Annotated in this window: 20 protein-coding genes; 7 read left to right on the forward strand and 13 right to left on the reverse strand. The window is 54.6% G+C overall.

Annotated features, from left to right (window positions below):
* Window positions 1-81: 81 nt before the first annotated feature.
* Window positions 82-1,638: a DNA polymerase Y family protein gene (locus tag VNX88_16310; GenBank protein ID HWY70233.1), complete on the reverse strand. Its 1,557-nt coding sequence runs from the start codon at window positions 1,636-1,638 to the stop codon at window positions 82-84.
* Between the two features lie 115 nt (window positions 1,639-1,753).
* Entirely contained in the window at window positions 1,754-2,794 is a 1,041-nt protein-coding gene (locus VNX88_16315; protein ID HWY70234.1) for a hypothetical protein, read from the reverse strand.
* Window positions 2,795-3,068: 274 nt separating this feature from the next.
* Here VNX88_16315 and VNX88_16320 point away from each other — a divergent pair, with 274 nt between their 5' ends.
* A complete protein-coding gene (locus tag VNX88_16320; GenBank protein HWY70235.1) occupies window positions 3,069-3,470 on the forward strand; it encodes a hypothetical protein in 402 nt (133 codons plus the stop codon).
* Window positions 3,471-3,490: 20 nt separating this feature from the next.
* On the opposite strand, the gene VNX88_16325 is transcribed toward VNX88_16320, so the two are convergent.
* The 4 genes from VNX88_16325 to VNX88_16340 all read right to left on the reverse strand — a co-directional run bounded on the left by VNX88_16325 (window position 3,491) and on the right by VNX88_16340 (window position 6,477).
* Entirely contained in the window at window positions 3,491-4,018 is a 528-nt protein-coding gene (locus VNX88_16325) for a CBS domain-containing protein (protein HWY70236.1), read from the reverse strand.
* A gap of 194 nt (window positions 4,019-4,212) precedes the next feature.
* Complete coding sequence (locus VNX88_16330; protein HWY70237.1) at window positions 4,213-5,034, reverse strand: LytTR family DNA-binding domain-containing protein; 822 nt, start codon at window positions 5,032-5,034, stop codon at window positions 4,213-4,215.
* Window positions 4,977-6,170 carry a tetratricopeptide repeat protein gene (locus VNX88_16335; GenBank protein HWY70238.1) on the reverse strand — a complete coding sequence of 398 codons (1,194 nt, stop codon included), beginning with the start codon at window positions 6,168-6,170 and terminating at the stop codon, window positions 4,977-4,979. Before VNX88_16335 ends, VNX88_16330 begins: the two co-directional genes overlap by 58 nt.
* Before the next feature lie 100 nt (window positions 6,171-6,270).
* Window positions 6,271-6,477 carry a hypothetical protein gene (locus tag VNX88_16340; protein HWY70239.1) on the reverse strand — a complete coding sequence of 69 codons (207 nt, stop codon included), beginning with the start codon at window positions 6,475-6,477 and terminating at the stop codon, window positions 6,271-6,273.
* Between the two features lie 389 nt (window positions 6,478-6,866).
* On the opposite strand from VNX88_16340, the gene VNX88_16345 reads away from it, so the two are divergent.
* Genes VNX88_16345 through VNX88_16355 form a run of 3 tightly spaced genes read left to right on the forward strand, consistent with a single transcriptional unit; the run spans window position 6,867 to window position 9,278 of the window.
* Window positions 6,867-8,228, forward strand: a complete 1,362-nt coding sequence (locus VNX88_16345; GenBank protein HWY70240.1) for a cytochrome ubiquinol oxidase subunit I — start codon at window positions 6,867-6,869, stop codon at window positions 8,226-8,228.
* A gap of 2 nt (window positions 8,229-8,230) precedes the next feature.
* The gene (gene cydB, locus VNX88_16350; GenBank protein ID HWY70241.1) at window positions 8,231-8,677 is read left to right on the forward strand and encodes a cytochrome d ubiquinol oxidase subunit II; all 447 of its coding nucleotides are present in this window, start codon (window positions 8,231-8,233) and stop codon (window positions 8,675-8,677) included.
* A complete protein-coding gene (locus tag VNX88_16355; protein ID HWY70242.1) occupies window positions 8,652-9,278 on the forward strand; it encodes a cytochrome d ubiquinol oxidase subunit II in 627 nt (208 codons plus the stop codon). Before cydB ends, VNX88_16355 begins: the two co-directional genes overlap by 26 nt.
* 13 nt (window positions 9,279-9,291) lie before the next feature.
* On the opposite strand, the gene VNX88_16360 is transcribed toward VNX88_16355, so the two are convergent.
* The 6 genes from VNX88_16360 to VNX88_16385 all read right to left on the reverse strand — a co-directional run bounded on the left by VNX88_16360 (window position 9,292) and on the right by VNX88_16385 (window position 16,550).
* The gene (locus VNX88_16360; GenBank protein HWY70243.1) at window positions 9,292-11,301 is read right to left on the reverse strand and encodes a M1 family aminopeptidase; all 2,010 of its coding nucleotides are present in this window, start codon (window positions 11,299-11,301) and stop codon (window positions 9,292-9,294) included.
* 181 nt (window positions 11,302-11,482) lie between these two features.
* Complete coding sequence (gene lpxB, locus VNX88_16365) at window positions 11,483-12,655, reverse strand: lipid-A-disaccharide synthase (protein ID HWY70244.1); 1,173 nt, start codon at window positions 12,653-12,655, stop codon at window positions 11,483-11,485.
* Window positions 12,656-12,917: 262 nt separating this feature from the next.
* On the reverse strand, window positions 12,918-13,805 hold the full coding sequence (locus VNX88_16370) for a hypothetical protein (protein HWY70245.1): 888 nt from the start codon (window positions 13,803-13,805) through the stop codon (window positions 12,918-12,920).
* A gap of 289 nt (window positions 13,806-14,094) precedes the next feature.
* Complete coding sequence (locus VNX88_16375; GenBank protein ID HWY70246.1) at window positions 14,095-14,913, reverse strand: hypothetical protein; 819 nt, start codon at window positions 14,911-14,913, stop codon at window positions 14,095-14,097.
* Between the two features lie 159 nt (window positions 14,914-15,072).
* Window positions 15,073-15,642, reverse strand: a complete 570-nt coding sequence (locus tag VNX88_16380; GenBank protein HWY70247.1) for a hypothetical protein — start codon at window positions 15,640-15,642, stop codon at window positions 15,073-15,075.
* 56 nt (window positions 15,643-15,698) lie between these two features.
* Window positions 15,699-16,550 carry a hypothetical protein gene (locus VNX88_16385; protein HWY70248.1) on the reverse strand — a complete coding sequence of 284 codons (852 nt, stop codon included), beginning with the start codon at window positions 16,548-16,550 and terminating at the stop codon, window positions 15,699-15,701.
* A gap of 153 nt (window positions 16,551-16,703) precedes the next feature.
* Here VNX88_16385 and VNX88_16390 point away from each other — a divergent pair, with 153 nt between their 5' ends.
* The 3 genes from VNX88_16390 (at window position 16,704) to VNX88_16400 (ending at window position 19,460) form a co-directional block, all read left to right on the forward strand.
* Window positions 16,704-17,414, forward strand: a complete 711-nt coding sequence (locus VNX88_16390; GenBank protein ID HWY70249.1) for a TIGR02206 family membrane protein — start codon at window positions 16,704-16,706, stop codon at window positions 17,412-17,414.
* A gap of 51 nt (window positions 17,415-17,465) precedes the next feature.
* Window positions 17,466-18,884: a di-heme oxidoredictase family protein gene (locus tag VNX88_16395; GenBank protein HWY70250.1), complete on the forward strand. Its 1,419-nt coding sequence runs from the start codon at window positions 17,466-17,468 to the stop codon at window positions 18,882-18,884.
* 315 nt (window positions 18,885-19,199) lie between these two features.
* Window positions 19,200-19,460, forward strand: a complete 261-nt coding sequence (locus VNX88_16400; protein ID HWY70251.1) for a hypothetical protein — start codon at window positions 19,200-19,202, stop codon at window positions 19,458-19,460.
* Window positions 19,461-19,475: 15 nt separating this feature from the next.
* Here the strand turns inward: VNX88_16400 and VNX88_16405 are convergent, their stop codons facing one another.
* Window positions 19,476-19,907 (reverse strand): hypothetical protein, encoded by a 432-nt coding sequence (locus VNX88_16405; protein ID HWY70252.1) that lies wholly within the window; start codon window positions 19,905-19,907, stop codon window positions 19,476-19,478.
* Window positions 19,908-19,944 lie beyond the last annotated feature (37 nt).

The following is a 19,944-nucleotide window of genomic DNA, read 5'->3' on the forward strand; positions in this document are numbered from 1 at the left end:
CCTTCGTGTCCTCTGTGGTTAGCTTTGGTTTTCTCCGTGACTCCGTGACTCCGTGTCTCCGTGGTGAAATCGCCTTCATGATTAATCAAATGCCCCTTCGAGATACCACTTCGCTGAATTTAGATCGCGGTACATACGCACCAGCATTGGCGAAGATTGCTCTGCTCGGAGTTCGATATCCCATTCGTCGCGGGTCCATGCTTGAGTGGTCCACCAGCCGCCGTTATTGCGCCATGGCCCTGCCGCGGCGGTTACGCGGTGTGTCTGTCCGCGAAAAAAGACACGCGCAGGCATTTCATTTTGCATTTGAACTTTAATCGCAAGCGGTGGACGAAAGATGCGTAGCGCCGTCCGCTGCGTGCGCGGCCTGTCATGACTCTTCGAGGCTTTTGTATATGGACGGAATGCACACATGCGAAAGCCACTGGGAGCGTGAGTGTCGAGCAATTCGGCAGAGCCTACGCGATCGTCGCCGGCGATGCCGCGAATGCGAGCAAGCGTGAGCTCGAGCCTTTCCGGCGCTGGCCCGCGGGGAAGAAATAATCCTGATTGTGCGAAGCGAGGAGGAGCGGCCTCCGCAGCCAGAAAAATCTTCTTTACCGGGCCGCCTGGGGGATGCGCGGCAAGGTCGAGTTGCAGTAGTTTCAGGAATGTCCGGCTGTCCTGCATTGGAACAGGGAACTGGAAGCTGCGCTGATAGGTGCTCTTACTCTGCTCCTGTTCCTCAATGGATTGATCTTCATGCCCGGTCAGCTCCAGCGTAATCCGCAACTCGTTGGCAGCAAGTGATCGCGCCGCGAGGCGCGCACAGATTTGCTCGAGCAGGCGATTCAAAATAAACGCCAGTGGCTCGAGCAGCTCAACTGCATCTTCGAGCTCGATCGATTCTTCGAATTTGGTGATCGATTCGGCCGGGACAAGAGTGCGCTCGGTTCGTCCTTGCGCGAGCTTTTGCAGATGCAACCCTTCCTGCCCAAGCCGCTGGCTCAGCGCGATCTCCGGGAGTGCGGCGAGTGCAGCAAAATCACGGATACCCCATCGCTCAAACGTTTCGAGCATCTCCGCAGGAGGTTGGAGTAGCTGAATTGGCAAAGAACCGAGTCGCTTGGCTTCCGTGCCGGGAACAATGATGGTCATTCCAGAGAAGCCGCGCGCAGCATACATGGCCGAATCAGGATTGCCGGCAATCGCAACACTGGCTGCAAGTCCCATTGTGGAAACATGTGAACGGATTCGGCGAGCAATGATGGAGGGAGATCCGAAAAGGCGTTCCAGGCCAGTGATATCCAGAATCACGGTGTCACTGGATTTGGTCTTGTCATCAGGATTTGCGGTACGTCGGGAGCTGTCTTCGACGCGCGGAGAGAAAGCATAAGTGCAATCGAGCAGCGCACTATATGCAGCTTCCTCCTGGGCAATCGATCGCCGGCAGAGATGAATATTTGGGCACGCTTCCGATTGCACCTTCGTCATGCCGATATCGACGCCTAGCTCCCGCGCCTGCTGATTGGCAGCAATGATCGTGAGCAGCGGTGGAGTGCCATCGAGCACGGCTACCGGTCGCTCACGCAGCTCAGACGCAGTGCGTGCAATGGCTTGTACAGGGAACTCGGGAACGTAAATGCAGGCAAAAAGCATGATGATTCAGGGAAGGACATCGGCTTCAGCCGTGCCGATACTAGCAATTAAGACTTCCGGCTTTAGCCACTGAGGTTCACGTGACACGAATGTCAATTTGGCACTTCTGCACTCCTCAGTGGCTAAAGCCGGACGAATTTAAAGTCCTTTCACCGGCACGGCTGAAGCCGATGCCCTTCTCTAATGCCTTCGGTGCCGCACTGTCCGGAACAACAAACTCGGAACGCACTGGCACTTTCTTCGAGCTACTGATGTCTCGTGATCGTGCTACTTGAAAGTGTGCGTGCGTAGTATTCAGTAGACGTGCTCGCGGAGTAATCCAACGCTGGGGCATTTCAAATGACGATGCCATTGGTTTGTCGAACGGTATGGCTACTCCCTGAGCAGTCACGCGAAAAGCCACCTCATGGTTGACAGAAGCACCGCCGAAATGTGCGCCTACGATGGGTTCTTCTACTTCAGCAGTTTCACTCCAGGCAGCTTGTCGCGCGGCAAAATCCAGGACCAGAGAAGCACAGCTCTTAGCACTGGGTTGTTGTTCAACGATGACGAATGCGGTTGATGTGTTTTCGACTGCGCGGCGAAAACGAAACCAGGTTGTGAGCGGAATTCGCCGGGCTGCTTGAATGGAGATGTCGGCAAGATCGAGAATCACGAGTCCAAAGCCGCCAGCCTGCAAAAGTAAATCGGTAATTTTCAAAGCTTGTTCAATGTGGGAATACTCTTTGGACGAATCGAGCGATGTAACTCCTACCGAATTGAATATTTGCTTGACCGATTTGTTCTTGTGCGTGCCGCCATGTCTCTTTGGCGAATGCGAACCGCACCTGATCCACAGCAACCTTGCCAGATCTACGCCGGCACCGGTTGCCGACTGTGGATCGAAAGCATCGCTTGCATCCACAAGCGCGCAGATTTCGTCGCGGCGTATGGACTCTGCAATAAGGGCCATCAAAACGCTGCTTCGCCCGGAGGATGTGGGTCCGCAGATCTCAGTTACGCAGCCCAGGGGCACGCCTGCAGTAAGAGAATCAATCGCCGTGATAGTGGTTGGGATCATTTCCGGCAGCGATCTCTGAGGTGGAGTTAGTGCTCGAGGAATGCGATGTTCCAGGATTGTTTCCAGGTGTGTACGCAGTGCGGAGGTGCTATTCATCGTGGTTTCCCAAGCAAAGAGGTTTAGCGTACTTTCGCTTTATATTCGCCTAATGAGTTAGGATTTTCCTCCGCGATGAAATGGTTGTCAAGAGGCGGGAATTGCGATCTATCGGCTGAGGAGCTGGCCGCTCGCAAATCTGCTAAATGTTTGGAATCAATTACTTAGCCGTGTAATGTTGCGCCGAATTCTTCGCAGCAAAACTTAACCGAAATTTTGTTGACTGTCTGAAACAGCGGCAGTAATGTTCGAGCAGCTACCCTTGAACATGTCAATGAAACGGATTCTCGCCTATGGCGAGGACGCCCATGTTATCTCTACGCGTGCCATGATTTTGCAGCGTTCGGGATACGACGTTGCTCACACCACTCGCGCTGACGAGTTGGTTTCGCTGCTGCGCGGAATATTTTTTGACATGCTTCTGATCGGAGATTCGTTACGCACACCCCAAAACGTGCGTCTGGTGCAGCGTTTGAGAGAACAATTTCCTACGCTCACCATCGTTATGGTTCAGGATGAGCAAGACGAACGTGATCCCTGGTCTACAGCTTTTGTGAGTAGTGGTCCTGAGCAGCTTGTGAACGCAGTCCGCTTGGTTCTCAAAGACAACCGCAAGCCCGTGAAGAGCAGTGCGGCCGAGATCAAGCTAAAGGCGATGCGCAGCACAGCTGGCTAATAGTCCGCGTGCCTGAAAGCTTAGAGCGACAGTTCCAGAGTCATCTTCCTATAAGCCAACATGACGTCCGCTTTAGTGACCATGCCCAGCAGGCGTTTTTCATTGCGCCGCGAAACAACGGGAAAATTGGCGAGATGAAACTCACGCATGCGCTCCACCACTTCATGCATCGTTTGATCAGGAAATGCGCATTTCAGATCGCGTGAATAAACGGCATCTACCTGAACTTGTCCTCGCTCGCTCCTGTCGATCTTCACGATGTCGGACATGCTGATCATGCCGGCAAGCTCGCCGTCTTCGTCGAGCACCGGCATGGCGAACACCTCTCGCGCGAACATGATCTCCTGCACAGATTCGAGCGTGTCATGAGGGGAGGCTGCCGGAATTTCGTTCATCACCTGCGAGACGCGCACACCAGAGAGAAGATGCAGAGGGGAACGCTGGTTTTGTTGCTGTTTGCGAAATTGAAGGATCAAAAGCCCGATTTGAAGAAGCAGGATCAGGCTGCTTAGCGCGAGAAACAGTAGTGAGTAAGTGTTTGTTTGCAAGGTCCAGACTCCCACTGGGATTCCGATTGGGGGCTCAGGTCCCGCTTTTGCAGTGGTTATACCTCATTTGGAAAATAGTGGGAATCAAAAATATTTATGCAGGTTATAGAACAGCGTAAAGATGGCCTGAAAAAGCGAAATCCCTGATTGCTTTAACAATCAGGGATCCCAATCAAGGGCAAGACGTCAACAGCTTATTGTGTGTAGCTCAGCGCCGACAGGGCTTTACGGAATTGCTGGCGATAGTTGCGGCTCATCGTAAGCTCTTTTCCATCCACCAGCTTCACCATGTAGTCTCCATGAGGCAGTGGACGAAACTCCCGCAGACACTCGATATTGATAATCGTGCAGCGGTGGATACGAACAAACTGCCTGGAATCCAACTTCTTTTCCAACTCGTTCATAGTAGACCGCATGCGGTGCGCCTGGGAACCGCAATGCACTTGAACATAATTAGCCGATGACGTGAAGGAATCAACCTGTTGTACCTTCTGAAAGAAGATGCGATCGCCGTTGCGAAGCGCCAGGCGTTCCAGGTACTTTGGTGATTCCTGATTCGGAACCAGCACCGGCGTGGGCCTGGAAGGCGCGGGCCGAGATACCATGCTGCGCTCCATCTGCACGCGAAGCTTGGCCCGCTCTACAGCCTGGAGAAGACGCTCGTCGTGGAACGGCTTTACCACATAATCGGCGGCATGCGCGTCAAAGGCCCGAGCAGCGTAACGTTCGAGGGCGCTCATGAAAACCACTGCAGGAATTTTCTCGCGACTCGATTCCACTACCTGGAAACCTGGTACTTCAGGTAGCTGAACATCTACAAACAGCATGTCGGGTGCGTACTCGGCAATCGCGGCGAGGGCCTCTTTGCCGTCTGCGCATTCGCTTACGATCTCGATAGAGTCGTCGTCCTCGAGAAGGCGGCTTATGGCTTCGCGGGCGGAAGGCTGGTCGTCGGCGATCAGTGCACGGAATCTCGATTGGGCAAACGCGGCGGCATGTATGGAGTCTGTTGCCATAACGTCTTGAACACCTCACTGTTTTCCATAGTTCGTGGTTGTCGGTTCAAAGCCAAGGCGGCATCAGGAACGTGGCGGAGCTGAACTGGAGTGCGGAAATCCGCAGAAGGATGTTGCGCAACCCAAGTTTGCGAATTCGATTGCGCCTGTTTTATCTGACTCTCGTCGAGCTCTCTTGCGAGCTCGGCAAATTTGTTCTGAAACAGTTGTGGAATGAAAACGCCAGAAGCTTCTGCAGACAGGTACCAGCCATATGCGGCAGTCGCGTCGATGACCGCTGCGCAGCCGACCAGGGAGCAGAGTGCAAGGTTCAGATAACTCTGTCCGTTTCCTTGTTCCGCCGCTGCCGAAAACCACTTTAAGGCCTCGCGCTTATCCTGCTTACCTGTCGTTCCCTGAAAATAGATTCTTCCCAGATTGTTCTGTGCGGCAGCGTAACCTTTGTCGGCCGCCTTGCGGTAAAGCTCAATAGCTCTGGCCAGATCGGCCTTTACGCCATTCCCGTTTTCGTAACAAACACCTAGTAGAAAATTCGCCGCAGGAAGGTCGCGATGAGCAGCGCGTTTTAGCCATTTGATTCCGAGTTCGGGGTCGCGTGGCACGATCTCACCATTCAGGTAGATCATCGCAAGATCGACTTGTGAAATGTCCAGACCAGCTGTTGCGGAACGAATCAGGAGCTCCAGCGCTCGCTCGGGATCTTTCGCAGCTCCCCAGCCGCTGAGATAAATCACTGCGAGGTTGTGCTGAGCAACTGAATAGCCGGACGAGGCTGCGCGCAGAAACCAGCGAATTGCCTCCGACTCGTTGCGTTCGACCCCGTGACCCAGCAGATAGAGCACGCCAAGATTTGTTTGCGAGTCGGGATCGCCTTGATCACTTGCCTTACGAAACCAGCGTGCTGCCTCTTCGTAATTCACTTTACCCACTCGGCCCGAAATATATGCTTTTGCTACTTGAGTCTCTGCAGTTAAAGAGCCATTCTCGGCTTGGGTGAGCAGCTTGCTAAATTCCGACTCGCCAATCGGTTTCACAGCTGCTATCGCGTCGCGTTGAGATATAGATGCCGTGATCGCGAGAAGGATGAAAAACGATTTCAAGGAAAACGATGTGAAACGCGTTGGACTACTTTCCATGCCTGACATCGCAACACCACCTGAAAACAGAAAGAGGCTGCCGGATCCTGAAACGAATCAGGATCGCGACAGCCTCCGATGTATTCGGTCAGCTACTTCGCTAGCTGAATTTGATCTTCTGCCTCGAAACCTCTACCAGAACGGGAATCCCATCTTGAATCTTCAGTCTTTCAATCTCTCCGTGTCCCATCTGCTGACAGTAGCGCACGAACGCCTGCCATGCCGGATGCAGCGATGCTTCCGGCTCGTCACTCTTTGAAGTCGATCCGTTGCGGCGCGACTCCGGCGCGTTGTTGCGCTCACTCATCCAGATCCCGTCTGGTTGCCTGTTTGTACCTTTGACGCTATGCACCTATATCGGTTAGCAGGTCGTCAATCAATTTACATTTCGTATGCCATCCATCAATACGCCGTCCGATGGCCGCAAGTTCCCTCAAGATTCACGATCTGCAGTGAGTGGCTGGGACAAATCTTACAGCGCAGTCGTTGTTCATTTTCGGACAAAGCTTGTATGAATTCGGACACGCTCGTGCGCAGCGTACTGACGCAGATTGTCACTGTCCTGTCTGGCAGTAGTGACAGATGCCGATTTATTCGCTACCCAGTCGAGCTCTCAGCGTATGAAACCGTCAGACTGCGATTGTCAGACCAAGGTGCAGCGCCGCTCCCTGTACACTGTTGCGCGGGGCAAGAGACGTGGACACAGCGTACTTCGTACATCGCCTTCATTTCGGCTTCCTCATTACATTCCATTACCTGTTTCCCCAGCTAACCATGGGCCTTTCCCCGCTCATCGTCATTCTGAAGAGCATTGCGCTGAGAACCGGGAACCAGGCGTATGACAATGCAGCCCGCTTTTGGATGAAAATCTTCGGGATTAATTTCGTTCTGGGCGTGGTGACTGGCATTCCGATGGAGTTTCAGTTTGGGACCAACTGGGCCCGCTTTTCCCAGATGACAGGCGGCGTGATTGGGCAAACCCTGGTGATGGAAGGCGTCTTTTCATTCTTTCTCGAGTCGGCATTTCTCGGCTTGTTTTTGTTCGGAGAAAAGCGATTGACTCGCGTCGCGCATTGGTGGACTGGATTCATGGTCTTCCTCGGCTCCTGGCTATCGGGTTTCTTCATCATCGTTACCGACGCCTGGATGCAGCATCCCGTCGCCTACACACGCTTACCTGACGGTTCGTACCAAGTGAGCAGCTTTTCCGGTTTGCTGCTTAACCCTTGGGCTCTCTTGCAGTATGCACACAACATGAGCGGCGCCGTGATCACCGGTGCGTTCGTCATGTCCGCTGTGGGAGCCTTCTATCTGCTCAACCGGCGCTTCGAGGAATACGGGCGGATTTTCCTTCGGATCGGCGTGACTGCCGGGTTTGTTTGTTCGGTTCTCCAGGTCTTTCCCACGGGCGACCTTCACGGAAAGTATTTGGCCAAGCACCAGCCCATAACTACGGCTGCCATGGAGGGGCTTTTCCGAACTGAGAAGGGCGCGCCGATGGTGTTGATAGGCCAACCTGACGTGGAGCATCAGCGAATAGATAATCCCTTGGTCGTGAACAAAGTTCTGAGCTTTCTCGTGTACGGCACGACCGAAGCCCAAGTAAAAGGTTTGGATGCATTCCCACGGGAAGACTGGCCGACGAACATTCCGCTGCTCTATTTCAGCTATCACATCATGGCTGGGCTCGGGACTATTTTCATCGCCGTCATGAGTCTCGCGATCCTCCAGCTCTGGCGTAGAAGTCTTGTTGAAACGCGCTGGCTGCTATGGGTAATCATGTTGTGCCTGCCGTTTCCGTATATTGCGAACACTGCCGGATGGTTGACCGCGGAAGTAGGTCGTCAACCGTGGTTGGTATACGGTCTGATGCGTACCAATATGGGATACTCGCACAATGTTTCGGCTGGAAACGGCTTATTCACTTTGCTGGGCTTCATGGGACTCTACGCTCTTCTCGGGGTCTTCTTTCTTTTCCTGGTTCATCGTGAGATCGATCATGGGCCAGCTCTGCATCCCAATGTTGAATCTCAGCCAATCAGTGTGGCAGGAGACTAGCGGTGGCAACGGTTTGGTACCTTCTCGTCGCATTCATGCTGGCCACTTACGTTGTGCTTGACGGGTTTGACCTCGGCGCCGGCATCGCGCATCTCTTCGTTGCTCGTACGAATGACGAGCGCAGGATGGTTCTGCGCGCCATCGGACCAGTATGGGACGGAAATGAAGTCTGGCTGCTTGCCGCCGGCGGAACTCTGTTCTTCGCGTTTCCATTGCTTTATGCCTCGAGCTTCAGCGGCTTCTACTTGCCTCTCAACATGGTGCTGTGGCTTCTGATCCTGCGGGGTATTGGCATCGAATTCCGCATGCATCTGGACAACAGCGTGTGGAGGGACTTCTTCGATGGACTTTTTTCCCTCGGCAGCCTTTTCCTGGCGATATTCTTCGGAGCAGCTTTGGGCAACGTGATTCGCGGTGTGCCGCTTGCCGCCGACCACTATTTTTTTTGAGCCACTGTGGACCAACTTCCTGCCGGGCGAAAACGCGGGCGTGCTCGACTGGTACACGGTATTGACTGGAGTGATGGCCCTGATTGCGCTCACAATTCACGGTGTTAATTACGTAGCTGTGAAAACGAGTGGAGAACTCGCGCAACGTTGCCAAGCCGCGGCGCGCAAACTATGGCCATTGCTTCTTGTGCTGACGATAGCGAGCTGCGTGGCAACTATCGTGATTCGACCGCGAGTGCTTGAGAATTACAAAGCGCATCCAATCGGATTTCTCATTCCTGTCATCGTGGCCGTGAGCTTAGCGGTCATGTTCACAGCTCGCCGAGCCGGCAATGATCGCCGCGCTTTTATTGCCTCTTGCGCCTATCTGGCGAGCATGCTTGGAGGAGCCGCGTTTGCGCTGTATCCAAGCTTGCTGCCTTCCAGCAATCCCAACGTTGAGGACATCACCATCTACAACGCTGCCGCGGGTTCCTACTCGCTTACTTACGGCGTGATCTGGTGGTCGATCGGAATGCTCATCGCGATTGGATACTTCGTCATGGTTTACCGCATGTTCCGGGGCAAAGTCAGTTTGCAATCCGGCGAGCACGGATACTGACGATCGCATCTCCTCATTGCCCAACAGTCTCCCGGTCTCTCTTGTAAGGCTGATTCAAATATCTTCGGGCCTCGTCGAGAGCGCCTTGCGTGTTGTCGTTCGTCTGAAGTGCCTGGCGATATTCATTGGTTGCGCGCTCACGCTGATCGGTAATGTCGAAGATCTTGCCGAGTTGAATGTGGCTCCAGACCTCCGTCCACTTCGGTTCGCCATCTCCGCTCAGCGCTTCACGATACGCATTGGCGGCCGACTGATAGTTTTTCTGTAAAAAGAAAACCTCAGCGACACGATAGTGCCCAAGTGAACTATTGTGGTTGGCGTCGAGTGCCTTCTGATATTCCTTCAGCGCCTCCGCCAAATCTCCCTGCTGCGCAAGTTGCTGTCCGCGCAGAATCGCGACACGCACACGCAGATCTGGTGAGTTCTTCAAGACCCAGTTATTGGGATCGAGCACAATGCGCCGCGGTTTGCCGAAGGTTTCCACCGAGTACGTGGACTCAGTTCCGACTACGTCGATGCGTTTCATCTCGCTTTTGCCATCGGTATCGACGCGAATCTCGAGCGGCATGCGGAACAGATCAAGGTCCTGATTGATTTGTCCGACAATGCGGAAGCCTTTGTTATTACCCATGCGGTAGGTTGTGTATTTGTTCTTGAACTCAGGAGCCCCAGTTCCATCGAGCCACTGCGTGAAGAATGCTCCCAGCTTTTGCCCGGCATTTTGCTCCGCCAGTGCGCGGAATTGCTCTGTAGTGACTGTTTTTCCGGCGTACTGTTGGGCAAGCGACTTCATCGTGCGGTCATAGCCGGCATCGCGCAACTGCCAGCGGAGCATGTGGAAGATCATGCCGCCTTTGTCCGTAACCAGGGACTGAAATTCCGGCGAGAACGGATCGAGTTTCGCCACTCCCGAAAGGGGAATGTTGTCGTAGGCGAGCGCGCCGACTGCCATGTCTTTGCAGGCTTCCTCGAAACCGGCTTGGCCGGCCGCGTCCTGCACATAGCGAACTTCGCTGTCTCGAGCTGCGCCTTCGGTGATCCAGAAATCATCCTTAGCTGCTGGGCTCACCGATGCGCCCCACCATTGATGGGCAAGCGTATTCGCCAGGAGGCGGTAGTTAACTTTTTCGCTGATCGCTCTGGTAGTGATGGCTGCAACTTGCGGAGCCCAGGCTGACGGAATTGTGTCTTCCGGGAGTTCGACGATGCTTAGGTTCGCGGTGGAGATCGGACCGTAGATGCTGGAGAAGAACGCCAGTTCTTTGGCGGCGGTCTCCGCGTAGGTTCGTGCCAGCTCTTTGTGATTCGGCTTGAAATAAACCTTCAGGTTGCTGTCGTTGGTCTCGACGAACGTTCCCGCGATGATCGTGCCGGGGAAGCTCGGCGTGTCCCAATTAAACCCGACTGTCTTGTTGCCCGAGGAGGCTGGACGTGGCTGCAACGGCTTCGATGCGCTGCCAATCACAGAGAAGAAAGCTGGAACTGTAACGTTGATCGTCGCGGTAAAGCGGTTCGTGTTGTAGCCGACCATCGGGAACCAGCGCGCGGGATAAAGCAGGTATGTCGTGTCTGGTCCGATCGATGCCAGCTTCAGCCCTTCCACTGGACTGTCGTCCGCCTTGTCCAGCACGCCTTCGTAATCGAAGGTCAGCGTCTGAGACCGGCCCTTGCTCATTCCCTCCGGCAGGGAAACCCGCACCGTGAAGTCCTGGGTAACGCGCTCCGTCGGCATCACTTTGCCGGCTTCGTTGGTAACGCGAGTCACGCGCAGGGCGTTGTTAAGCTCGAAGACCGCAGTACTGATGTCGTCCAGCGCGGTGAACTTCACCTTGGCTTTGGCGGTGATGTGGTGGGTTTTCGGCGCCAGATCGGCATCGATCACGTAATCATTCACCTGGATGCGTGGCCGCTCGGCAGCGCTCGCAGGTGCACTAACAGCCAGAACGCAGGCTGCCAAAACCAGCAGCCGAGTAAAGCAATTGGCAGCGCCCGCCGCAGCGAGCGTCCGTCGAAACAAACTCATTGAAGCTCCAGAGTAGCTACTCTTCGTACGATGCAAATGGGAATCCGGATAGATGTAGATGCCAGCCTTTCACAAATACGAGGCAAGGGGCCCGCACGAAGGATTACCTTTATTCTATTAAACGAACGAGGCGTATAAATAGTTTAAGCCAAGCGCCAGCTTGCCCCTGCCAATCTTGACCTCAAATTGCCTTCTCCTTAACAGGTTGCGCGGGCGAAATCGCCTCAGCAATCGCTTCCGCCGCCCGGGAGATTGCCGTCTGATCTCCGAAATCCCCAACCTTTCTGAGTGCACTCCGCACGCTTCCCAGGTTGCGAACCATCTCAGCCCGGGGCTCGCCCTCCGGAAGCAATCGCCGGATCTGCCGAACAACATTCTCAGGGGTGAAATTCGACTGAATTAATTCTGGGACGATCTCGCGTCCGGCGATCAGGTTCACCATGCCATAGTTCTTCACCTTCACCAGACGCCGCCCAATCGCGTAGGTGAGGTTAGAAACGCGGTAAACGACCAGAAACGGCGTGCCAATCAGCGCCGCCTCCACCGTCGCCGTGCCGCTGGCGACCACGGCAGCTTGAGAGTGCAGAAGCGCAGCGCGGGCATCATCCACTAGATGAACACGCGCCGAACCTATCTGTTGCGCCATCCACTCACGTGGCAGGGTGCTGGCGACAGGAATGACGTATTCGTATTCCGATCCCAGGGTACGGGCTGCTTCCAACATGACCGGCAGATTGAGCAGAATTTCTTTCTTTCTGCTCCCTGGGAGAAGCGCGATCCACGGCTTTCCAGGATTGAGATTGAATTGCCGGGCACACTCCTCGCGGGAGACTTGCGGTATTGGTAAGTCTGCCAGTGGATGCCCCACATACTCCGCCTGCACCTGCCGCTTGCGGTAATAGGTTTCCTCAAACGGAAAGATCACCAGCATGCGGTCGACAAACTTTTTCACGCGCCAAATGCGGCGCTGTTTCCACGCCCATAGCTGTGGTGAGACGAAATACACCACGGGAACGCCCATCCCGTGCAGCCTTTCTGCGAGTCGCAGGTTGAAATCGGGGAAGTCGATCAGGACAGCAACGTCCGGTTTGCGAGAGCGTGCCACAGAAACCGTGCGGAAGAACTCGCGATAGATTGTCGCAATATGTTTAATAACTTCGGTGATGCCGACAGCGGCCACCTTCGCCGAATCAACGACGGTCTGGCATCCGGCCGCCCGCATCCTCTCGCCACCCACACCAAAAAACTGCGTGTCTGCTCCGAGTAGCTTCCGTAATTCGGGGATCAACATCGCGCCGTAGTTCTCGCCCGAAGCCTCACCGGCGGAAATAAGGACACGCCGAGCGCTGCTCACATCAGTGTGAGTGCCCGGCGAAACTGCGATGTCACTGGAGGTGGAGATAAGTGCCTTCCTTATAAAATTCTATTGCGTCACCTTGGTTTTTGTTTTTAACTTCACCCGATGACCCGATGACCCGATGACCCGATGACCCGATCACCCGGACTCTGCCTCCCCCTCCCTCCTTTTTTTCGCAAAATCCGTCGAACAAAAGATTTATCTGGGCTTTCGACAGTTTTTCTCATTTTGAAACGCAAGATCTTCCGGTTTGAGGTGGTCAAAACGCAACATCTTGCGGTTCACTCCGCTCGCGACCCAGCCTGAACAACTGCACGCGCAACGCGCTCGTAGCGACCTGCAGTCCATACAGTAGCGTGGCAGCGCGCTTGGGTTCTATGTTTCCGTCGGCCAGTCCGCGGCAGACGCTCGTCACTGCCATTTGCACGGAAAGATCATCTTCCAGGACAGGCAGCGTTAAGCCTTCTTTCTTTTGCCGTTCGCTGCTGGTTAGGTTGTGGAAATGGCAGTAACGCCGCTTCTTGAGCGCCGGAGCCCGGCAGGGCTCGCCATCCGACTTGATGAAGTGGCATCGCGGAGCCGCATCGGCCGCTTCGAGTTGGCAGCGTTGCAGCTTATCGAGATATTCCTGACGCTTCACCGAGTCCAGCGCCGCATCATACAGATCCGGCTGAGACTCCCGTAGCTGCTCCGCATGCCAAATGATCTGCATGCTCATTTCTTCCTCGCTGATTTCATCAATCGACCGGGTATCCAAGGTCCACGGGTAGGCGCCGAGAGACTTCGGATAATCGTTGCGTTCAGTCCTCGGCTTGCCAGCCGCAACACGCTCAACGGCAGGCGATCCACTCAGCGAATCCAAGGCATCTTCCACAATTCCCGCCATTCCCGCTCCGGGAAGCGAATCACCTGCAGGTTGGCTGACGTCTTGGGTCGTCCGCGCCGAAGGACGATGCTCATCCTCGGGAAGAAACGGCTTAGGCCGGCCGCCTAACTTGTCCAACATCTCGTAATACGTATTGGTCTCAACTCCGTCGGGTCCTGCAAACCAGGTGCGGGTCGGTTCCTTCAAGTTATCGGCAGCGAATTCGTGCCACTGTGCGATCTTGACGTCGGTGTCGCCGACTCGAATCCATCGGGTTTTCATGTGTCTCATGGTTCTCCTTTTGTTCGCCTACAAGTTGAACCATTATGGAACCACGATGAAGCCGCAGAGTCAAAGGCAATGTTTGAGGAAAACTTTACGGACAATCAGCAACTTACGGGGGTTAGAACGACGGTTTTTTCGTCCGTTGCTCTACTCCTCCGTTGTTTCCGAAGGGAACGGATTGGCTTCGCATGTCAGCGCTTCCTGGAAGGCCTTCGGCTGCTAGGGGAACATGTGTTGCACAGAGTCTTGCTGATTAGGAAAACTAAGTGGGCAGACGTCGATCGGACTACCGCAGCCTGCCGTGCTGTGTGCCTTCCCACGGAGGATCGCCCGCTGTCGCCTGACGATTTTCGTCGGTGAATCGAAGGACCAGAGAATCGTCAATAAGAAAATTCCTGTTCCCAGTCTTACCGAACTCCAATGGACTGACCACGACCTGAAATGATTGCGCGGAATTTTTCTGGTACTCGAACCGGTAGCCTGATTCGATGTGCCCGGTAGCCAATTCTGAGTCTATGAGGAATGCGTGATCCTTACTCGGTTCTGAGTCCGCAGAGATTCCTAGTTGTTCAATCTTGTCTGGTATCTCAGAATATCTACCGGCGTAGCGCACGAGGGCCATGACAAGAGCGCCCAGAGTAGCGAGAGCAGTCTGCTCGTTTGCTTGCAGTGGAGTAGGCGCGATTTCAGCGATTGTCTCTGGGTCTTCGAGATTGATCTTTTCACCATTAGGACTCGTGAATTCAGTGACGCGCCACTGACCCTCTTCCCACCTCATCCAAACCTCGGTGTTCCCCCAACTCGCTTCAGGAGCGGCCATCGACAGTACTAGCACCGCTTCAGCGCCATTGGAAATTCGGCGCCTGGCGCGAATCTCGAAGTGTTTGATCTCTGCATTGGGATCTTCCGCATCGAAGCCAATCAGCGAGCGCCCGTCGCAAGCTTCAGAGACCTTCAGTCCTTTTTCCTCGATCGTCGCACGAGGCCTGGAGAGCAACTCCTCACGCCCAACCTTGCTCATCGCATTCAGCGCGGCTCGCAGCTGTTCTGGCAAGTGCTTTTCGACCGAAGCAGAATCTTTAGCCGTAAGAATTTCAGCGATCACCTGTTCCTCAGGCGAACCTTGCGCGTGTACACGAAACGCGCCTGCCAGCAATAAAATGCTGAGCAAAGTTAAGTCGCATCATGGCGTACCCTGCTATGAATTAGACACAGGAATCCCAAAAGGGTTCCAAAGCGGAACATAGCGAGTAGATGATTCAGTTCACCGAGAGGCATACTCTTCGAGTGTTTCCTCAAGCCAAAACATGTACCACATTTCGAACGTGAGTCGCTTTCCGTCTTTACTCAATACCGGTGAAAGACCGTTGTTCTCGGTTCTGCGGTCCTCCCAGATTTCGCCACGGCATGGCCCGTTGACGACAAGCCAGTGCCGCAGAGCACAGCCGAGGTGGCAAATGGGTATAGCTCCGTCCATAATGGAGCCGTTCCAGTAATGGGCCTCCAACCTCCGATCCCAGGCTTCCCACAGCTCGTCCTCTTCTTCAGATGGAGTGTCTTCAGTCGAGTGTGGCTCCTCGTTCCAAAATGACTCAGGCAGATTCCAGGAGTCCTGATATGCGAACGGTCGCGATACGTCACCCAGGAGATGACCCTTCTCCCATGAGCCTAAAGCAAATCCGTCGTCGTGCTGCCCGAATGGAAATAGACCATAGTATGGTCCGGCGCCGCCGTTCCCGATCTGGCAAATAAATTTGCGGTACTCCTGAGGAAGACTGATCCTGTGCCTCTGCTCAAAGGCCTCAATAGATTGGGCCACGTATTTGGGATCCATGGTCATTTCCGAAGGCAGTACTCTGTCATTGTGGTCTTCTCCCAACAGAAGTTTGCCTAATGGCTCACCTGGCTGACCTTTTTGAATCCCGGTGGAACCTCGAATAGCGCAGGATCAACTCGCTCCTCGGACATTTCGACGATCTCGGTCGATGTAGTGAATTCCTGTTCCTGCCTTTCTCCGGTTTGCAAAATCTGGATTGCTTTGTTGGTTCTCTTGGAGGAGAGCATCAGACCTTGGGGATCTGGTCCTGAGTGCTTAAATTCTGGACGAATCTTCTCCAATGCTCCAGGCCCACCTCTCCCGATGCCAACGCCGCCGCCTACTCCCACAAGTCCCGTCCTCCCATGCGGTCGTGGGCCGCAGGTCCTGGGATCGGGTATGTCGAGATACCACGCGTCTTCGACGGTCTCGTTGGGCTCAATTCCCAATTCGGGAGATGCTGTCTGCTTTGTTGTCGTAATGTAGTGCCGCGCCGTGTGACCGAAAGCAGATTTTGTCTCGCCGGTATCTCGGACGGTGGTCTCAATCGCTAGATTCGGCGGGCCTTCCGTCCGGTTCTTTATCTCCTTCGTCTCCTTTGGCAATTCTGCCGGCAGCGGAAGTTCGCTGTACTCGCGGCTTTTGAGATCGAGCCTGTACATCACATGGTCTGAACAGCGCTGGATGATCACGGTTCGTTCCTCTGGCTCAGTCCCAAACGAGTGAAATCCCGGCAACTCGAAGCGGCTGTTAGGACCTTGCACATAGCCCGTGTTTGTTTGATCGGAGGCATCCACGAAACGAGGAAGGCCGCTTGTGTGCGACACCGTTCTAATGCGGAGTCCTGTTTGCGCACATGCGTAGCCTGCGAACGAGAGAATGAGCGCAGCCAGAATTTGCACTTGAAGATTTCTGAAGGTACCCATACGTTTCCTCATCGTTGGATGCAACGCAGAGATGCAGCATACGCCAACAAGATCACTCGCCGCATCATCCGTTGCCGGCCGCCTTGGCGATATATGAGCCCTACAGCGCATTACTGGACAGCGCTTTAAACTCATTGCGCCTCGAACATGCCTATGCAGACAAACCTGCATCTTTTCGGTCCGGCCCATCTGTCAATCCTCATTAGTGTGCCCGTTTGTGCGGTTGGGTTGGCTTGGATCAATCATCGCAGGCCCACGGCTGCGACGTGGATCCGTTTCACACTCGCCGCGGTCCTCGTGCTCAATGGGCTGTGGTGGTGCTGGTATCGATTCAGCGTCCTGCATCTGCGGCCACCGCAAGGCCTGCCATTCGAGCTGTGTGATATTTCGCTTTGGCTGACTGTCTTTGCATTGGCGCGGCTGCGCCAGCGGACCTTTGAACTGGCTTACTACTGGGGATTGGCGGGAGCAGGCATGGCCATGCTGACACCTGATCTGCTGGCGCCATTAGTGAGCGCATCCTCCATTAACTTCTTCGTGCGGCACGGCGGGACGGTCATGGCGATCTTGTATCTGCTTTGGAGTAGCCAGCTTCGCCCGCATCTACGCTCCTGGCGGTTCGCGTTTCTCGCGCTGAACCTCTATGGCGCTGCTGTGGCTCTCTTCGATTTCCTTTTCGGCACTAATTACCTCTATCTGCGTAACAAGCCCGCCTCCGCATCGCTGCTTGATGCGATGGGAGCCTGGCCACTCTACATTTTGAGCGCGGACTTGCTGGCCTTGGTTCTCTTCATCGTCATGGCTGTTCCGTTTAGGCAGAAAAGTCGCCAAGCCGGGCTTTCCCAAAACGAACGAAGGTTGTAAACTGCGTAACAAACTGGCAATTCTGCCAGTCTGGCCGAGAACAGAGAGACTATGAAGGCCTTGATTCTGTTCGTTACGTTTTTCGGCTCCGTGATCGTCGCAGATCGTTCCATTCTTCAATCCAATACACAATCTAACGCCGAATCCAGCGCGTCCGCCCCGTCCGAAGCGCCGGCTGGATTCGACGACCAGACCATCGATTCCGCTTTCGTGACGCAGGCTGTTCATGACGCCGATAGGACGTTCTTCGATGAGGTCGAAGATATCGACAAGGATGGTCTTGGCCCGTTGTACAACGCGCAGTCGTGTCGAGAGTGCCATCAGAATCCAACCTCAGGCGGCGCCAGCCAGGTGGTGGAACGGCGCGCAGGACACCGTGGTCCAAACGGTCAATTTGTAAGTGCGAGTGTCCCCATCAACGATGGTCAAGAGGTAATTGTTGGGCGAACCTTAATCAATGATCGAGCGATTTGCCCGAATGCCGCTAATCCGGATGTTCAGCTCCAGGAGCACATGCCTGATGCGGAGAGGATTCGCACGAACAGGCTTTCACTCAACGTCCTGGGTGACGGCTTCATCGAGGCCGTAGCCGATCAAACGTTAATCGATCTCGGCAGGAAACAGTGCAGCACCACGAATAGAAAGATTTGCGGACAGGCCCTGCCGGTGCCCATCGTGGAAGCTCCGGGAAAAACCGGCATTGGGCGCTTTGGATGGAAAGACCAGCACGCGAGTCTCTTGTCGTTTGCCGGCGACGCCTACCTCAATGAAATGGGGATTACAAGTACGCTGTTTCCCGATGAGGTGACGTCACTCTGCAATCCCAAAACGGTCACGGAACCGAATAGCCAAGCCGATCCAAAAGATGGCCTTGCGGACATCGATCGCTTCGCGCGATTCATGCGAGCGTCGAAGGCGCCGCCTCGAGACGAAAAGCTGGCAGCCACGGCTGCAGCTCGGAATGGCTCGGTGCTCTTCGAAAAGATTGGCTGCGGCATATGTCACGTGTCAACGCTCGTGACGGCTAAGGCGGGCACCACCATCAATGGAGGTAAACTCACGGTTCCCGACGCGCTGGGCGACAAGCAGTTTCATCCGTACTCAGACTTCCTGCTTCACGACGTTGGGACCGGCGATGGAATCGCGATTGCAGTCGTAGAGCACTATAGGATGTCCCGCAGAGTTGCCGAAGCCATTGCCAGTCCCAGCTACTCACCAAGCTCCGTTGACCGCATGGTGAACTGCGAAAACTTTTCCTTCAAAGCCATCCAGGATGCCGCAAACAAGCTCCGCACGCCTCCACTCTGGGGTGTACGCACCCATGCCCGGCTGATGCACGACGGTGAATCTCTCACTATGAATGACGCGATTTTGCGTCACCGGGGCGAAGCTCGAGATGTAACAAAAAGGTTCAAGCGTCTGTCGATCAAAGACAAATCGGATTTGCTTAGCTTCCTTAGTTCCTTATAAGGGAACGCGGGTGCTGCAGTCTTGGAGGCAGTCGAACAACAATAAGCGTTAATTGATGAAGTCGTGAGGAAAAAGGGAAGGAGGGAACTGCTGGATTTGGTCTGATGTTCAGAAAATAAACCGAAAGGCGTATTCATTAACCGCTGGGTTGGGTCTCGAAGGTGATTCACCGCTCTTTTCGACAGCCTGCAACCACAGGTGCGGCGTAAGTTCTTTTTCTTCAGCACCTTCTTCGGCGCGGCCTAGGTCTGCCCTCCGAAAGCGCTCGTGGCACCACAACTGCATTCTCCTGGACAGACTTGAGGAGGTGCCAAAATGAAATACGCACGAAAGGCCATTCGGGGAATCATCGCTGCTTCCGTACTCTCGTTATCGCTGGTAAGACCTCTGATCGCCCAGCAAGAGGTAAGTCCCGATCACTTTGACGCTGCTCCGGTCCAGAGCATGCAGGCCGCGAAGGCGGCGCCAAAAGCTCAAAACAGCAAAGTGGCTAGCAACAGAGCGGCCAAGAAGCATGTGAGCAAAGTGGAGCACACTCGCACCCAAACTGCGTCGTTGAAAAAAGTATCGGGTTAGGCTGCTCGGCACGCCCTAGCGCAGGATCTCGATCCGCGTTACAGGATGCACCTCGTTCCAGCCGTTGTCGCGGTCGGTGACGTAGGCTCCGGTGACGCGGACTCGATCGCCGACATTGGGGATTGTGATCTGCGGATGAAAATCCCGGCAAGCCGCCTGGGCATTCGCTTCGGCGGGAATATGATCGCAGATTAGTTCCACCACGAGTTTGCGCTGGGCATGCATCACGTTGACGAGATTCAAGACTGACTTGTTCTCGGGATCGAGCCCGATATGCAAATCACCATCCGAGGCGCGGTGCACGGAGACGACGCGACCCTCGACGGCTGTACACGGCTCAAGCACATTCAGCCTGTCCTTTTCATACACATGCTTCCACAGATCGGGATTGCAGCTTTCAGCCTGCAGCTTGACCGGCGCCGTTCCTGAATAGCGAAGCCTTGCCATCAGAAATAAGGCGGTGAGTATTACCAGTACTATGAGT

Source organism: Terriglobales bacterium (genome assembly GCA_035567895.1).
Taxonomy (GTDB): domain Bacteria; phylum Acidobacteriota; class Terriglobia; order Terriglobales; family Acidobacteriaceae; genus Gp1-AA112.

Coding starts and splice junctions, on each gene's coding strand:
- VNX88_16390 (HWY70249.1), top strand. CDS start 16,704: ATGCAGACAAACCTGCATCTTTTCGGTCCGGCCCATCTGTCAATCCTC.
- VNX88_16310 (HWY70233.1), bottom strand. CDS start 1,638: ATGCTTTTTGCCTGCATTTACGTTCCCGAGTTCCCTGTACAAGCCATT.
- VNX88_16385 (HWY70248.1), bottom strand. CDS start 16,550: ATGGGTACCTTCAGAAATCTTCAAGTGCAAATTCTGGCTGCGCTCATT.
- VNX88_16370 (HWY70245.1), bottom strand. CDS start 13,805: ATGAAAACCCGATGGATTCGAGTCGGCGACACCGACGTCAAGATCGCA.
- VNX88_16360 (HWY70243.1), bottom strand. CDS start 11,301: ATGAGTTTGTTTCGACGGACGCTCGCTGCGGCGGGCGCTGCCAATTGC.
- VNX88_16405 (HWY70252.1), bottom strand. CDS start 19,907: ATGGCAAGGCTTCGCTATTCAGGAACGGCGCCGGTCAAGCTGCAGGCT.
- VNX88_16400 (HWY70251.1), top strand. CDS start 19,200: ATGAAATACGCACGAAAGGCCATTCGGGGAATCATCGCTGCTTCCGTA.
- VNX88_16335 (HWY70238.1), bottom strand. CDS start 6,170: ATGGAAAGTAGTCCAACGCGTTTCACATCGTTTTCCTTGAAATCGTTT.
- VNX88_16320 (HWY70235.1), top strand. CDS start 3,069: ATGAAACGGATTCTCGCCTATGGCGAGGACGCCCATGTTATCTCTACG.
- VNX88_16380 (HWY70247.1), bottom strand. CDS start 15,642: ATGGATCCCAAATACGTGGCCCAATCTATTGAGGCCTTTGAGCAGAGG.
- VNX88_16340 (HWY70239.1), bottom strand. CDS start 6,477: ATGAGTGAGCGCAACAACGCGCCGGAGTCGCGCCGCAACGGATCGACT.
- VNX88_16330 (HWY70237.1), bottom strand. CDS start 5,034: ATGGCAACAGACTCCATACATGCCGCCGCGTTTGCCCAATCGAGATTC.
- VNX88_16395 (HWY70250.1), top strand. CDS start 17,466: ATGAAGGCCTTGATTCTGTTCGTTACGTTTTTCGGCTCCGTGATCGTC.
- VNX88_16315 (HWY70234.1), bottom strand. CDS start 2,794: ATGAATAGCACCTCCGCACTGCGTACACACCTGGAAACAATCCTGGAA.